At 68.1% G+C, this 14,365-nt stretch carries 10 protein-coding genes; 2 read left to right on the top strand and 8 right to left on the bottom strand.

Features of this window, described 5'->3' with window-relative positions:
• Positions 1–2: 2 nt before the first annotated feature.
• A complete protein-coding gene (locus PX701_RS06020) occupies positions 3–2,252 on the bottom strand; it encodes a glycoside hydrolase family 2 protein (protein WP_275505783.1) in 2,250 nt (749 codons plus the stop codon).
• A 149-nt stretch (positions 2,253–2,401) separates the two neighbouring features.
• Here PX701_RS06020 and PX701_RS06015 point away from each other — a divergent pair, with 149 nt between their 5' ends.
• Complete coding sequence (locus PX701_RS06015) at positions 2,402–3,619, top strand: helix-turn-helix transcriptional regulator (protein ID WP_275505782.1); 1,218 nt, start codon at positions 2,402–2,404, stop codon at positions 3,617–3,619.
• A 57-nt stretch (positions 3,620–3,676) separates the two neighbouring features.
• Here PX701_RS06015 and PX701_RS06010 read toward each other — a convergent pair whose 3' ends face one another.
• The 7 genes from PX701_RS06010 to PX701_RS05980 form a co-directional block, all read right to left on the bottom strand.
• Positions 3,677–5,137 carry an MFS transporter gene (locus tag PX701_RS06010; RefSeq protein WP_275505781.1) on the bottom strand — a complete coding sequence of 487 codons (1,461 nt, stop codon included), beginning with the start codon at positions 5,135–5,137 and terminating at the stop codon, positions 3,677–3,679.
• A 200-nt stretch (positions 5,138–5,337) separates the two neighbouring features.
• Positions 5,338–6,141 carry an SDR family NAD(P)-dependent oxidoreductase gene (locus PX701_RS06005; RefSeq protein WP_275505780.1) on the bottom strand — a complete coding sequence of 268 codons (804 nt, stop codon included), beginning with the start codon at positions 6,139–6,141 and terminating at the stop codon, positions 5,338–5,340.
• Between the two features lie 133 nt (positions 6,142–6,274).
• On the bottom strand, positions 6,275–7,147 hold the full coding sequence (locus PX701_RS06000; protein WP_275505779.1) for a sugar phosphate isomerase/epimerase family protein: 873 nt from the start codon (positions 7,145–7,147) through the stop codon (positions 6,275–6,277).
• Positions 7,148–7,150: 3 nt separating this feature from the next.
• A complete protein-coding gene (locus PX701_RS05995) occupies positions 7,151–7,984 on the bottom strand; it encodes an SDR family NAD(P)-dependent oxidoreductase (RefSeq protein WP_275505778.1) in 834 nt (277 codons plus the stop codon).
• On the bottom strand, positions 7,981–9,219 hold the full coding sequence (locus PX701_RS05990; RefSeq protein WP_275505777.1) for a glycoside hydrolase family 1 protein: 1,239 nt from the start codon (positions 9,217–9,219) through the stop codon (positions 7,981–7,983). The genes PX701_RS05995 and PX701_RS05990 overlap by 4 nt, the downstream gene beginning before the upstream one ends.
• 73 nt (positions 9,220–9,292) lie before the next feature.
• Positions 9,293–11,974, bottom strand: coding sequence for an alpha-L-rhamnosidase (locus PX701_RS05985; protein ID WP_275505776.1), 2,682 nt, complete (start codon positions 11,972–11,974; stop codon positions 9,293–9,295).
• A 47-nt stretch (positions 11,975–12,021) separates the two neighbouring features.
• Positions 12,022–13,353 (bottom strand): MFS transporter, encoded by a 1,332-nt coding sequence (locus PX701_RS05980; RefSeq protein WP_275505775.1) that lies wholly within the window; start codon positions 13,351–13,353, stop codon positions 12,022–12,024.
• 179 nt (positions 13,354–13,532) lie between these two features.
• Here PX701_RS05980 and PX701_RS05975 point away from each other — a divergent pair, with 179 nt between their 5' ends.
• Positions 13,533–14,222: a TetR/AcrR family transcriptional regulator gene (locus PX701_RS05975; protein ID WP_275505774.1), complete on the top strand. Its 690-nt coding sequence runs from the start codon at positions 13,533–13,535 to the stop codon at positions 14,220–14,222.
• Positions 14,223–14,365: the final 143 nt, after the last annotated feature.

Below are 14,365 nucleotides of genomic sequence, written 5' to 3'. Positions count from 1 at the left end.
GGTCACTTCGCGATGAGGTTGAGCTGGGCGTTCAATGCGGCGACGTGCTCGAGCGACACGCCACCGGCCTGCTTGATGAGCTTCTCGACGCTCATCCGGTCGACGATGGCCTGCATGGCCGGCGGAATCTCCACGCCCTGGCCGACCTCGCCGCGGCTGGTCGCGACGGCTTCCATCACCGAGGCGATGACGCGGGCGCCAGCTTCGGACTGCTTGATGTCGCCGAGCGAGTCGCGAACCGAGAAGAACCCGGCGGGACTCGGCAGCTCGGCCTCGTCGAACCAGTTGGCGATGGTCGTCGTGGGCATCACGCTTGCAGCGGAGACCTTGTCGACCTTGCGCAGCGTGATCGTGTCGGTCGATGCACCCGAGCGAGCGGTGACCTCATGCTCGCCGGTCAGTGGCACCTGGAAGCGGAAGACCCGGCGACCCGAGGCCGCACCGATCTCGACGCCGTCGACCGACAGCACGACCCGGTCCTGGTTCGAGTACACGATCACCTCGGTGACATCTTCTGCCCGTTCGGCGCGTCGGCGGCCTGCGATGTGCACGAACGGTTCGCTCGACCATGCGGCCTTGTACACGTAGAACGCGTCCTTCTTCTGCGACCGGTCGAACGAGACGAGGCCCTTCTGGTTGCGGCCCGCAACGCCCCCCTCGTCACGTCCGGCGGATCCGAAGTCCGCAAGGTTCCACACGTGCGTGGCCCAGAGCCACGGCCGCGCCTCGATCATGCCGACCATGTGCTCGTGGTAGAGCGCCTGGTAGCTCTCGGTGTAGTCGCCCTTCTCGGGAGCGGCGGACTGGAACTGCGCGTTCGCGTCGGCCCCGTACTCGGCGAGCCCGATCGCGATCTCGGGGTTCGCGGCGTGGAAGTCGTCGAGCCAAGAGTCGTTGTCGGCGACCTCGCCGACGTACCAGCCGAAGTAGAGGTTGTACGACATGACGTCGGGCAGCCCGACCAATGGGTGGTCGGTCTCGAGGAGGAAGAGGTTCGCCATCGCGGTCAGGCGGGTCGGGTCGAGCTCATGGGCGAGGTCGTTCAGTTCCCGGTGGGCGGCAACCACGTTCTCGCCCGATCCGGCGAGGGTGATCTCGTTCGACAGGCCCCACGAGACGATGCTCGCGTGGTGGCGGTTCTGCACGATCAGTTCGACGAGCTGATCGCGGGCGTTGTCGCTCGCTCCGGGGAGAAACACCGTGATCTGCGGGATCTCGGCCCACACCACGAGGCCCGCTTCGTCGCAGAGGTCGTAGAAGCGCTGGTCGTGCTGGTAGTGCGCGAGCCGCACGGTCGTGGCACCGAGCTCCCGGATCAGCGCGAGGTCGCCCTGCTTGATCTCCTCGGTGATCGCGTTGCCGACGCCCTCGAAGTCCTGATGGCGCGACACTCCGCGAAGCGGGTACACCTCGCCGTTCAGCAGGAATCCGCGCTGCGGGTCGACCGCGAACTCGCGGCAGCCGAAGCGCAGTTCGACGACGTCGAGCACCACGTCGTCGGCGAGGAGTTCGGCTCGGGCCGTGTACAGGTGCGGGTCGCGCAGGCCGTGCCAACGGCGCACGTGCTCGATCGTGAGCGACGCGTTCGCGGCACCATCGAGGATCGGCACGGTGACGGCCGCTTCGCCGTCGACGAGGAAGCGCACGCCGGTCGCCGACACGCCGGAAGTCGGGGCAACGGCCGCGCTGAGCGCGACCTCGGCGCGGTCGCCGTCGAGACTCGGGGTCACGATCAGGCCAGGGCCGCCGTGGCCTTCGAGTTCAAAGTGTTCGCGGCCGACGGTGATCTGGCGCACGTCGCGGTAGATGCCGCCGTAGAAGGTGAAGTCGGCCTGCTGCGGGTAGACCCGCTCGTTCTTCGCGTTGTCCACGATGACGACGAGCGTGCCAGATCCGTCCGTGAGTTGGTCGGTCAGGTTCACGCGGAAGGTCGAGTAGCCGCCGTCGTGGCTCGCGAGGAGACGGCCGTCGAGGTACACCTCGGCCGACGAGTTCACGCCCGCGAACTCGATCCAGGTCTCGACGTCGGACGCCTCTGCCTCGATCACGCGTGCGTACGTCGAGCGGCCACGGCGGTAGTCGCCGCCCGCCTGCCCGTCGATCGCATTCCAGGTGTGCGGAAGCACGACTTGCTCCCCTCCCGCGGCGACCACGTCCCAGCTCGATCCTGCGGGCAGTTCGACGGGTGCGTATGCCCAGCCCTCGGGGATCGACGTTGCCCGGCGGGCGACAGGGACAGCAGGCTGCGTCATGGGAGTCTCCTTCGACGTGAATGCGCCGGCGCGCGCCGGCTGGGCTCCACCACGATACGAACGATCAGCGGGCTCGTGATAGAACTGATCACGCACGATCAGAACTGAATCGGCAATTTCTTGCCGATCACACGAACCGAGGCAGTTCCATGACGACGACGTCGGACGCAGATACGCAGAACGCACTCGAGCCAATCGCCGCCGCTATGGCGGAGGTCCTGAGCTGCCCGATAGTGCTCACGACCGACATCGCACCGGCACTCGACGCATTCGAGTCGGCACACTGCCTCAACCCTCGCATCCAGCCCGCCTTCACCGCGTCGGTGCTCCGAGGATTCGTGCGCGACATGGACATGCAGGTCGTTCACGAGATCCGTGAGCCGCTCGGCATGGCGATCGCGCTCGTTCGGTGGGGCGATCGCCTCCTCATCATCGGCCCGTACACGCATGAACCCATGCATCCGGGTGTCGCAGAAGAGGCCATGAGCCGGTTGGGGGTTCCCAGTGCCCACCTCCAGATCTACAAGCTCTACCGCACCCGATACCCGATCGTCGATGCAGAGTACGTCTACCGCGGAGCCGCGAGCCTGCTCCGCGCCGGCGGCGCCGAGGACGCACTCGGCAGCCTTCGCGAGATCGAGGCCGAAGGGGGGACGATCGCCCCCGGAGTTCGGGAGGCCCCGCAGTCCGCCGCATTCACCGTGATCGAGGAGCGGTACCGACTCGAACGGGAATTCATGGATGCGGTCGCGAAGGGCTCTTCCGATCGAGCCCTCGCAGCCCTGCAACGCATGGGACGGATGCCGCAGACCATCAGCTACCTGAACACGCCCTTCCTCGGCACGACCATCCTGCGCATCATGGCCCGGGTCGCGGCACAGCGCGGCGGACTGCCACCGGTGACCGTCGACGCGATCTCCCAGGAGTATGCGCAGCGCCTGCACCGCATCGGCCATTCCTCCGACCCCAAGCGTTCTGCAGCGTTCACCGCGCAGATGGTCACGGACTTCTGCCGGCACGTCCGACGTCACAACCAACGCGAGTACCCGCCAGTGGTGCGTCGGGTCGCCGACGAGATCGACCTGCATCTCAGCAGCCAAGTCTCGACGACGGAGCTCGCGGACCGGCTAGGGGTGTCCGCGTCCACGCTCGCTCGCCGCTTCAAGGCCGCGACCGGCCTGACCATCGTCGCGTACACCGCCCAGCAACGGGCTGAACGCGCGGCCCGCTTGCTCGCCACGACGACGCAGAGCGTGCGCGATATCGCGCTTTTCGTCGGCTACGACGACGCCAACTACTTCGTGAAGGTGTTCCGAGAGACGCACGGCATGACGCCGACCGCCTATCGCGAGGCTCACACGGCCTGACCCGCACGAAGGCCGCGGATCGCATTGGATCCGCGGCCCTCCATTGTCGGCGCTTCGTCAGGTGAGCACTGACTCGCCCTCTACCTCCGCGGCCTGCAGGGTGGCCTTGCGCGCGCCGACGCGCTTCTGCACCTCGACCATCTCGGCACGGTCGAGCTTGTAGCCGCGCATGGCAATGAGCGAGGCCACCCAGCCGAGGATCGGCAAGCCGAAGAACAACGCCAGGCTCATCAGCAGAATCGGCGTCGACGGGCTATCGGTGGGCTGCGGCATCACCGTCGTGAAGCCAATGAGTGCCACTGCGCCGAGCGCAAGCGTCGCACCGAGCGACGTGATGACCTGGTCGACGAAGTTGTACGTCGCGGTGACTGTCGCGGGCAGGAACTTGCCTGAGCGCTCCAGCTCATAGTCGATGACGTCGGCCCGCATGGCGCCCTGAGCGACGGTGACCACCATGGAAGCGCCGTTGAGGAGCAGGTAGACGAGGAAGAAGCCGATCGTGAGTGCCAGGTTGCCGAGGATGGACCCCATGTCGACGACGAGGCAGAACACGGTCAGGATCACGGCGAGGATCAGGCAGATCCACGTCCAGGTGATAGTCGCGGCCTTCGACCCGTGCTTGCCGGTGTACCGGGCGCCCCAGATGGCGAAGACGATGCCGGGGAGGATCGCGATGAGACCGAGCACGGAACCGAGCTGCATGTTGCCGAGCAGGATGCCCCACATGAGCGTGCCGATCACGGCCTGCGACTTCACGACCTGCGCGAGCTTGTCGGAGGCACCACTGATCAAGTAGCGCTGGAAGGGCCCGTTCTTCGTGAGCAGGTTCCACATGTCGCGCATCGAGACGTCAGCCTTGGCCTTGTCGACGTCGAGGTGCGCGAAGTTCTCCGGCTTGTCGATGCGCGAGACGCCGACGCAGGCGAGGATCTGGAACGCCAGCGAGCAGGCCACGTAGGCGATCGCCGTCTCGCTCAACATCTCGACCGTGAACTGGTTGCCGTGACGCGGAAGGAACACCACGGTCGAGAGGATCGAGAAGACTGCGGGCACGAAGTACGCGTAGACCGTGGACCACACCTGCACGGTCGGACGCTGTCGGGGGTCGTTGGTGAGCACCGGGCCGGTCATCTGCCCGGCGATGTCGTTCATCGACGAACCGATGATGTAGACGACGTACATCGCAATGAAGAACACGGCGCCCAGACCGCTGTCGGAGGCCCAGACGAACAGCATCAGGATCGCGAGCGACCTGATCAGCCATCCACCGAGCATGAAGAAGCGCAGCTTGCCGAACCGGAAGTTCACCTTCTCGATGAGCAGCGCGATCAGCGGGTCGATCAGGCCGTCGAACACGCGGGTGAACGTGAGGATCAGGCCTGCCGCGGCGACCGCGATGCCGTAGCCGGCGTTCTGCAGGTAGCTCATGAGGCCGACGAGGACGTAGAAGATCATCGCCGAGCCGTTGTTCATCTGGGAGAGGGCGATCTCCCACGTCTTGGCGCGGCGGTAGGTCACGCCGTCCGCCTCGCTTGCCGTCTGCTTCGGGTTACGCGCCATTGCGTTTTCGCTCCTTCGGGAATTCCGCTCGTGCGACGAACGGGTTGTTCCATCGGTCGCTTCACTGAGCCGAGAGCAACACTAAGAATGCGGCGCGTGCCGGTGATAGAACCGTGTCGACGGATCTAGTACGAATTCGGCACCCGCCTTCGAATCCGTCAGGCCTCGAGGAGGTCGCCCATCTGCTTGGCGATGAGGGTCGTCGCGAACCGCGGGTTCAGACGCGAAAGCCGGTCCATCGCCGCGGCATCCGAACCGATCGTCGCGCGGAACCGTCCCTTCTCGATGGCGGCGACGATGACGCGTCCTGCTTCGACCGGGCTCGTCGTCTTGAACGTCGCTGTCTCGGCGGACGTGTCACCGGCGAGGCTGACGCCCGAGTTCGCTGCGATGTCCGTGCCGATCGCCCCTGGGAACACCACGGTCACCTGCACGTTCGTCCCGAGGAGTTCGGCGTAGAGCGCCTCCGTCAGGAGCTTCACCGCCGCCTTCGACGCTCCGTAGACGGCTTGACCGGGCACCGGCGCGTACGACCCCATGCTCGCCACGTTGAGGATCGCCGCCTCGGGGCGCGAGAGGAGTATGGGAAGGAACGTCTTGCACATGTTCATGACCCCGCCGAAGTTGACGTTCATCACCTTGTCGATCTCGGAGAACGGCAGGTCGACGACCTTCACGAACTGCTGGATGACTCCCGCGATGTTCACGATGCCGTCGACCGCGCCGTGCGCGTTCTCGACAGCATCGGGCAGCGCCGCGACCGCTTCACGGTCGGTGATGTTGACGACATGCCCCGAGAACCGATCGCCGGCCGAAGCGAGCCGAGCGGTCTCGGTGAGACCGTCGGCATTGAGATCGACGCCGGCGACGGAAGCTCCGCCGCTGAGGAGCCTGAGGGTGGTCTCCCGTCCGATGCCGTTGCCGGCGCCGGTGACGACGAAGACCTTGTTGGTGGTGTCCATGTGAGATTCCTGCCTGGTCGGGGTGGGGGTTGCCGGTCGAGCCGAATCGCGGGGCCTCGCGTGACGCCGGATCCGGTGACGCCGGTCGAAACGAATGAACTGCTCGAGGGAGGTTCGGCGACGAACTCGTCGATCAGGACGGGAGCAGTCGCCGGAGTACGTCGGCGCTCACCTCCGCGCTGCGCAGCGGCGACCCGTCGATCCAGTTCTTGTGGGTCTCGAGGATCACCGCTTCCATCTGCAGCGCGATGGCTCGCTCGATGATGGGGTCCACGGCCAAGTTGCCGGTGCCGAGTTCGACGCTGTCCGCTTTGACGATGGGCGTCATCGTCGGGCCGGTCACGCGCGAGCCGCGGTCGGTGAGGTGGAGGAGACGAACCCGTTCGCCGAACGTGTCGAGCAGCCGCAGCGGATCCGCTCCCGCAGTGGCCGCCCAATAGCAGTCGAGCTCCAATCCGATCGCCTCGGCATCCGTCTGCTCGAGCAGCGCCGCGAAAGCGGTGCCGCCTGAGGGCAGCCGCCGGAACTCCGCGGTGTGGTTGTGGTAGAGCAGGCGGAGGCCGTCGTTTGCGAAGGCGTGGCCGGCGACGGTGAGCCGTTGCGCCAGCCGGGCGACCGCCTCCTCGTCGCCGTAGTCGAAGCGGTGCATTCCGGTGACCACGACGTTGCGCGTGCCGAACTCGGCGCACCGCGCCACGACCTCCGCCCGTGCGGACTCGATCGTCCCGAGGTCTTCGTGGAGGGCGACCACCGAGAGGCCCGCGTCGGCGACGAGGCGCGGCCAGTCGAGCCGCCCGCCGCCGCCGACCGGCATTCCGGCGACTCGCGTCAGGGCCCGGACGATCAGTGGGGTCGGCCGGGTCATGAATCCGTTGAGTTCGATGCCTTCGAATCCGGCCGCGACCAGGCGCGCGAGGGTCTCGCGCGCCTGGTCTTCTGTGGACGAGATCCGGCCGATCTGGATCTGCTGGATCGCCCGCAGCGGCCGCCGAGTGGATGACGGCACGCGTCAGACCGTCTCACCGGCGTCGGCGAGGAGCGTGCTGCCGGTCATGATCATCGAGAGGTCGCTCGCGGCGAAGAGTACGACGCGCGCGATGTCGTCGGGGGTGCCCATGCGGCCGATCATGCTCGTCTTCATCACGTCGAGGGTCGGCATCTCGATGCCGGCCGCGGCCGCCGCCTCGGCGCCGGCCTTCGCCGCCGCGATGTTGCCCTCGGTGGGTACGAAGCTCGGCGCTACGCCGAGCACGCGAATGCCGAGCGGGGCGAGGTCGACCGCGAGCGACTTGGTCATGCCGAGCGCGGCGTGCTTCGACCCGACATAGGCGGCCATGCCGGGGAACGCCACCTGCACGCCCGCGGTCGAGATGATGTTGACGATGACGCCGCCCGATCGGTCGGCCGACATGCGGCGTGCGGCCTCGCGCGAACCGAGGAACACACCGCGCGCGTTGACGGCGAAGGTCGCGTCCCACATCTCGTCGGGCATCACGGTCACCGGCGCGTTCGGGAAGATCCCGGCGTTGTTCACCCAGATGTCGATGCCGCCGAGTTCGGCGACGGCCACGTCGGCGGCCGCCGCGACCGAAGCCGTATCGGCGACGTCGGCGCGCGTGGCAGCCACGCGAACGCCGTACCGGTCGGCGAGCTCCACGGCGGCGGACTGCGCCGCATCCTCGTCGAGGTCGATCAGCAGGAGGTCGGCCCCGGCCTCGGCCAGTCGCGCCGCGATGGCCTTGCCGAGGCCCTGCGCCGCGCCGGTCACGACGGCCCGGCGGCCGGTGAGCGAGAGCAGCTCGGTGAGCGAACGGGCCGAGACGTCGGCGAACGGGAAGCTCATGCTGCAGCCTCCGCCGAGTCCAGCCCATTGCGCTTCGCGACCTCGCCGAGCCAGGCGAGGCTCGGTTTCGGTGTGCGCACGAAGGTCTCGCGGTCGACCGCGATGAGGCCGAAGGTGGGCTCCCAGTGGCCCCACTCGAAGTTGTCGAGGAGTGACCAGTGCAGGTAGCCGCGCACGTCGACGCCGTCGGCGATGGTGCCCGCGAGGCCCCGCAGCGCCTCTTCCGTGTAGCGGATGCGCTGCGCGTCGTCGGCGGTGGCGATGCCGTTCTCGGTGACGACGACGGGCGTATTCTCGCTGACCTCCCACGCGTGACGCACGGCCATCGCGAGGGAGTCGGGACGGAAGGAAGTGCCGACGAGGGTGTTATCGGGGTGCGGCGGGTGCGGCACGAGGCCGTTCGCGTCGACCTGCTGGCTCGAGTACGCCTGCACGCCGACGAAGTCGTCGCCGCGGCTGCCCTCCCAGTACACGTCCTCCTTGCCGTACCGGATCTGCAGCAGCTTCTCCTCGCCGCCGGGCGCTGCCGTGAGGGCGCCTGCCGCGATCGTCCAGCCGACCTTCGCACCGGTGCGCTCGCGCACGATCGCGCGGGCGGCGTGGTGGATCCGCGTGAACATGCGCCCGATCTCGGGGTCGGCGTAGGTCAGGAACTCACTGTGCGTCTGCTTCTTCTCCGCATCGCCCTCGGCCTCGACCGTGGGGCTCGTCCACTCCCCGCCGGATGCTGAGAGGTGCCGCATCGCGGTCATGATGGCCGCCTGCATGTTGGGCTCGTTCATGGTCGCGACCCATTCGACGCCGTCGAGGATGGTGCACGCCTGCTCGACGTACGCGCAGAACAGCGCTTCGGCGTCGGGGCCGTCCCAGCCGCCGAGCGCGGCGAACCACTGCGGCGTCGTGAAGTGCTGCAGGGTGACGACTGGTGCGACGCCGTGGTCGAGGCAGTAGTCGATCATGCGACGGTAGTGGGCGAGCTCAGCCCTCGAGAAGTGACCGCGCACCGGCTCGATCCGCGACCACTCGAGGCTGAAGCGGTAGGACGTGAGGCCCGAGTCCGCGAGCAGTCGGATGTCCTCGCGGTAGCGGTGGTAGCTGTCCACAGCATCGCCCGAGAGCTCCATGCCCGGCATCATCTGCTCGCGCGCCCACCAGTCGCTGTTCACGTTGTTGCCCTCGATCTGGTGACCCGCGGTCGCGGCGCCCCAGAGGAATCCATCGGGGAAGGTCGTCATGAGTTGGTTCCTCTCGTTCGTTGAATCGTCGATTTCGAAAGATGGATGCGGCGTGCGGAGGCTGCCGCGGGGGTCATGCCTTCGCGGTCGACGCGCGGGCGGGGAGCGTGGCGGTCGTCTCGAACCGGCCCGCCCCGATCCGGTGCTCGGTGCCGTCGGGCAGCACGACGTGGGCGGTGGTGCCCGACGGGATCTCGGCCGACAGCGACATCCGCTCGCCCTCGATGCGCCAGTCGACCGCGATCGTGCCCTGCGGCCCCTCGTGACGCCCGCGTGCCCAGGTGACGCCGCCCCCTGGAACGGGCGCGATCACGACGCGCTCCCAGCCGATCGAACCGGCCTCCTGCCGCAGCCCGAGCGTGTGCGTGTGCAGGAACCGCATCGCCGCACCCTTGCTGTAGTGATTGAGCGACTCGTGGGCGTCGCCGTGCTCGTCGATGCCCTCCCAGTCCTCCCAGACCGTGGTCGCGCCGCGGTCGAGCATGTACCGCCATGATGGGGCGGTGCGCTGCTGGAGGAGTTCGTACGCGACGTCCGCGCGGCCGTGGTCGGCGAGCACCTGCAGCAGGTCGCCCGTCGCGAGGAATCCGGTGCCGACATGGGTGCCGGCGTCGCGGATCAGCTCGACGAGCCGGTCGACCGCGCGGTCGCGGAGCTCCTCGGGAATCAGCCCGAACGCGAGGGCCCGCACATAGGCGGCCTGGGTGTCGGTCGTCGTCGTGCCGTCGGCGCTCAGGTAGGCCTGTCGCCAGGCATCGGCGATGCGGTCGGCGGTCGCCGCGTAGCGGGTGGCATCCTCGACGCGGCCGAGGATGCGCGAGACGGCGGCGAGGGTCGCCGTCGAGCGGTGCAGGTACGCGGTGCCGACCTCACCCTTGTCGGCCATGAACCAGGCCATCGGGTTGTGCTTGATCGGGTCGATCCGGTTCCCCTCGGCGTCGCGCTGCCTCGGCTCGGTCCATTCGCCCCAGTGGAAGGTGCCGTCCCAGAGGTACTGCTCGAATGGCTCTGGCTCATCCGAGGCCTGCACGCGGGCGAAGTGCCGGGTGGTCCGCGCCTGCTCGAGCACCCACTCGACCCAGCGCACCATCGCGTCGACGTTCTCGGCGAGCACCTGCTCGTCGCCGTACGAGAGGTAGAGCTCCCATGGCACGGCGACGATCGCGTCGCCCCAGCCCGACGAACCGGTCATCATGGCGAACTGGTCATCGAGGTGATGCTTGATGCGGCGCCCGTCGGGCGAGAAGTTCGCGACGCGGCCGTCGTCGAGCTGGTCGTCGCGCACCGAGCGCAGCCACTTGCGGCTGAAGCCATGCACGTCGAACAGGCGTGTGGCCATGGGCGCGAACACTTGATAGTCGCCGGTCCATGCGAGCCGCTCACGGGTCGGGCAGTCGGTCGGCACGTCGACGGCGTTGCCTCGGAAGCTCCAGTCGACGATCTCGTGCAACCGGTTCAGCTCGTCGTCGCTGCACGCGAAAGTGCCGGTGCGCGCGAGGTCGGTCTGCACGACGCACATCTCCAGGGATGCCGCAGCGAGAGCGCTGCCGTCCGAGCGGGTGATGCGTGCGTAGCGGAACCCGTGCACCGTATGGCGGGGCTCGAAGACGCTGCCCTGCTCCCCCGCGACGACTTCGTCGCGCTGCACGAAGGCCTTGCGCCCACCATCGGGCCGTTCGGAATCGAGGTGCGCGGTGTCCAGGTCGCCGTCGCGGCCCAGCGCCTCGCCGTATTCGAGCACGGTGCGGGTGCCCGGCGCGCCCAGGTCGGTCAGCCGGATCCATCCGGACGCGTTCTGCCCGAAGTCCGCGAGCCAGACACCGTCGGCGATCGCGCGCAGCGACTCGGGTGCGCGCGTCTCGACGACCCGCACCGGCGGGGCCGGCGACCAGTCGATCGGCGGCGCTTCGACGACATCGACCAGCACGCGTGCCTCGGCGGCGGACGGCGCGGACAGGTCGAGCGTCTGGCCGTCCATGAGGTCGGCACGGGTGATCGCCGATCGCCGGCTGGTCCAGGAGGCGTCGCTCACGACGACCTGCCGCGACCCGTCGGTGAACTCGACGTGCAGCTCGACCCGGGCGCCCAGCGTCGTGCCCCACCCGGAGGGCAGCCGGAACGCGCCAACTTGCCCGCGGTACCAGCCGTCGGAGAGCTCGAGCGCGATCGTGTTCGCCCCGTCGCGGAGGAGCCGGGTGACGTCCGCCGCCTGCGCATAGAGGGTGCGGTCGTAGGAAGTCGACCCTGGTGCGAGCTCGATCGTGCCGACGCGGTCGCCGTTCACGTCCGCCGTGTACACGCCGAGCGCGGTCGTGTAGAGGCGGGCCGACGAGACGGCGCCGGCGATCGTGAATCCGCCCGCGAGTACATGGGCCGCGCGCCGCCCGTAGCCGGCGTCGCCGTCGGCGCCCACGGCGGGTTCGACGGGAGAGATCCAGTGTGCGGTCCAGTCCTCGTCGAGGAGGCCCGACTCGAACCCCGCCCACTCCGACCACGCAGCATCCGGTGCATCGGCGCGGACGCGCCACCGGACACGCCGTGCGCTGCCGAGCGCCGTGAACGGCCAGGCCGTCAAGCGGCGACCGGCGACCTCCGCGACGATCGGCGGTGCTCCGTCGATCACCGCTTCCACCCGGTAGGCGTCGCGGGGGTCGCGGTCGACCGGGTCCTTCCAGGAGAGGCGGGGGGCGGCGCCGGTGACAGGGAATTCGTCACCGCCGCGGTCGACGACGAGGTCGTACGGGGCACTGGGCATGCGGGTTCGCTTCCGTTGGGATGCCGGTTCGGAATGTCGAGCTCGGCTCAACGGACCGACTTGACCTTGAACATGATGACGAGACCGCCGATGAGCGCGAACGCGGCGCCGAGCAGGTAGAGCAGGGTGTAGTTCTTCTCACCGCCGGTCGCGCCGAACGTGATCACGACACCGGCCAGCAGCGGCGCGATGGCACTCGGGATCTTCTGGGCGAACTGGATGACCGCCATGTAGCGGCCGGCCTGGTCGCGCTCGGGGATGGTCGCGTAGACGATCGCCTGGTCGACTGTCGCGAACACCGCGATCGTCAACTGCATGAGCACGGCGCCGACGACGATCTGCGCGAGCGACCACGCCGTAGCCTCGACGAGCGCGCCGACGACGAAGAGCACGGCGGCGATCATCACGAAGAGGCGGCGACGCTGGAGCCTGTCTGAGAGGAATCCGCCTGCGAGCGCGCCGCCCGTGGCGGCGAGCACTCCGACCATGCCGACCGTCGCGACCACGCCGGCCACCTCGCGGACCGGCATGTCGAGACGCTGTGCGTAGAAGAATGTGCCGAACGTGGTGTTGAAGTAGAGGCCGATGAAGAAGACGAAGCGGCCCAGCCAGTTCCACGCGAAGTCGGGGTACTTGCGGATGTTGAACCCGTAGCTCGCGACGACCGACCTCACGGTGACCTGCGTCGACGGCGCGAGGTCCTTCGAACTGCCCTCGGGCTTGATGAGCGGGAACAGTACGAGCAGCACCGCGCCGATCGCGCCGGGCAGCAAGAAGACGAGGAACGTGTTCGAGGACACCGCGTAGGCGACGCCGATGCCGAGCACCGGAGCGATCTGCGTCATGAGGCCGGTGAGCGCAGAGACCTTGCCGCGCTGCCTCTCGGGCAGCTTGTCGGCCTGGATGTTCTGCAGGGCGGCGCCGGCGATCGACCAACCGACCATGCCGAGCACCCAGCCGGCGCCGACGATCGGCAGGTTCGGAGCAAGACCGATGACGACGAGGCCAGCCAGGCCGATCGCCGCGCCGAGGTAGATGAACGGGCTCCGACGCCCGAAGCGCGACCGGGTGTGGTCGCTCCAGATGCCGACGAGCGGGCTGAGTACCAGATAGACGGCCTGCGCGATCCCGGTGATGAATCCGAGCACCTCTTCGTGACCGGGTGCGAGCTCGGTGATGCGGACGGCGATGCCGTACGAGAGCGGCACCATCATCGCCATGGATGCGCCGAAGCTCGCAAGCATCAGCCAGAGGATGTACCCCCGGCTCATCGGCTGCTGCGGCTCTGCCACGAGATGCTCGACCGGCGGCGCGGTCTCCTCGTCGGACACGGCGAGGCCGGCGGCAAGGTCCGCGGCCGGCTCGTTCTTCGTCACCATTGACTCCTTCATCGGCGGTGATCCGACCACGCGATCGTACGCGGGTCGTGCTGAGGGATTGCGCAAAAGTAACCATGTTGGTTACGTGTGGCCAAGAGTAACCACCGCGGTTACTATTGGCAAGTCGGCTTCGAACACGGGTCTGCGAGACTCGAGAGATGGGTGAACAGGGTGAAGGCATGCACGATTCCACCTCGCTGATGACGGCGTACACGCAGGGGGCCGGCACGCGCGTCGCCGACGACCACGCATCGGGATCATCCCCCGCGAGCCCGGCCCGAACTCGTCGGGGTCCCTATGCGAGCACGCCGGCGCGTCGCGCCCAGATCGTGCGCGCCGCGCTGGCGAGCTTCGCCGAGCACGGCTACGAACGCGCGTCACTTCGCGACATCGCCGCGCGCGCCGAACTGACGCATGCCGCACTCCTGCGCCACTTCTCCAGCAAGGACGAACTCCTCCTGGCCGCACTCGCGCAGCGCGATGACGACGATGAAGAGATGGCGCGCCGCATCATGCAGTCGCGCGTGCCGGCCGAGCAGGTGCTCTCGAGCGTGCTCGCCGACGAGTTCTCGCACCCCGAGCACCAGCGCAACTGGCTCGCCGTCACGGTCGCGGCGACGAACCCGGATCACCCCGCGCACGACTTCTTCATCGCGCGACGCGAACGCTTGCGCCAGCACTTCTCGAGCGGCCGTCTCGCCACCGCTCATGACGGCGAAGAGGTCACCGCCGACGACAGGATCACCATGCTGCTGGCCATGATCGACGGCCTGCGCATCCAGGCGCTGCTCGACCCGAGTCGAGCGACCCTCCCGCTCCTGGAGACGTTCATGCGCACCATCATTACCGACGACGACGCACGCGACTGACGAAGTCGTCTCGCAGAACGAGGGGAAGCCGCACGGGCAGCCCATCGAGGCACAGCACCCACTCGAGGGCACGCGGCGCCGATCGCCGGAACCGGCTCCGAGCCCGTCCCTCGAATCCACTGTCGCAGAAGAAGCGTGACGTC

It is taken from the genome of Agromyces chromiiresistens, assembly GCF_029167465.1.
In the GTDB taxonomy this organism is placed as follows: domain Bacteria; phylum Actinomycetota; class Actinomycetes; order Actinomycetales; family Microbacteriaceae; genus Agromyces; species Agromyces chromiiresistens.
Note: the sequence above shows the minus strand (reverse complement) of the source record. Positions and strands in the feature narration are given on the sequence as shown.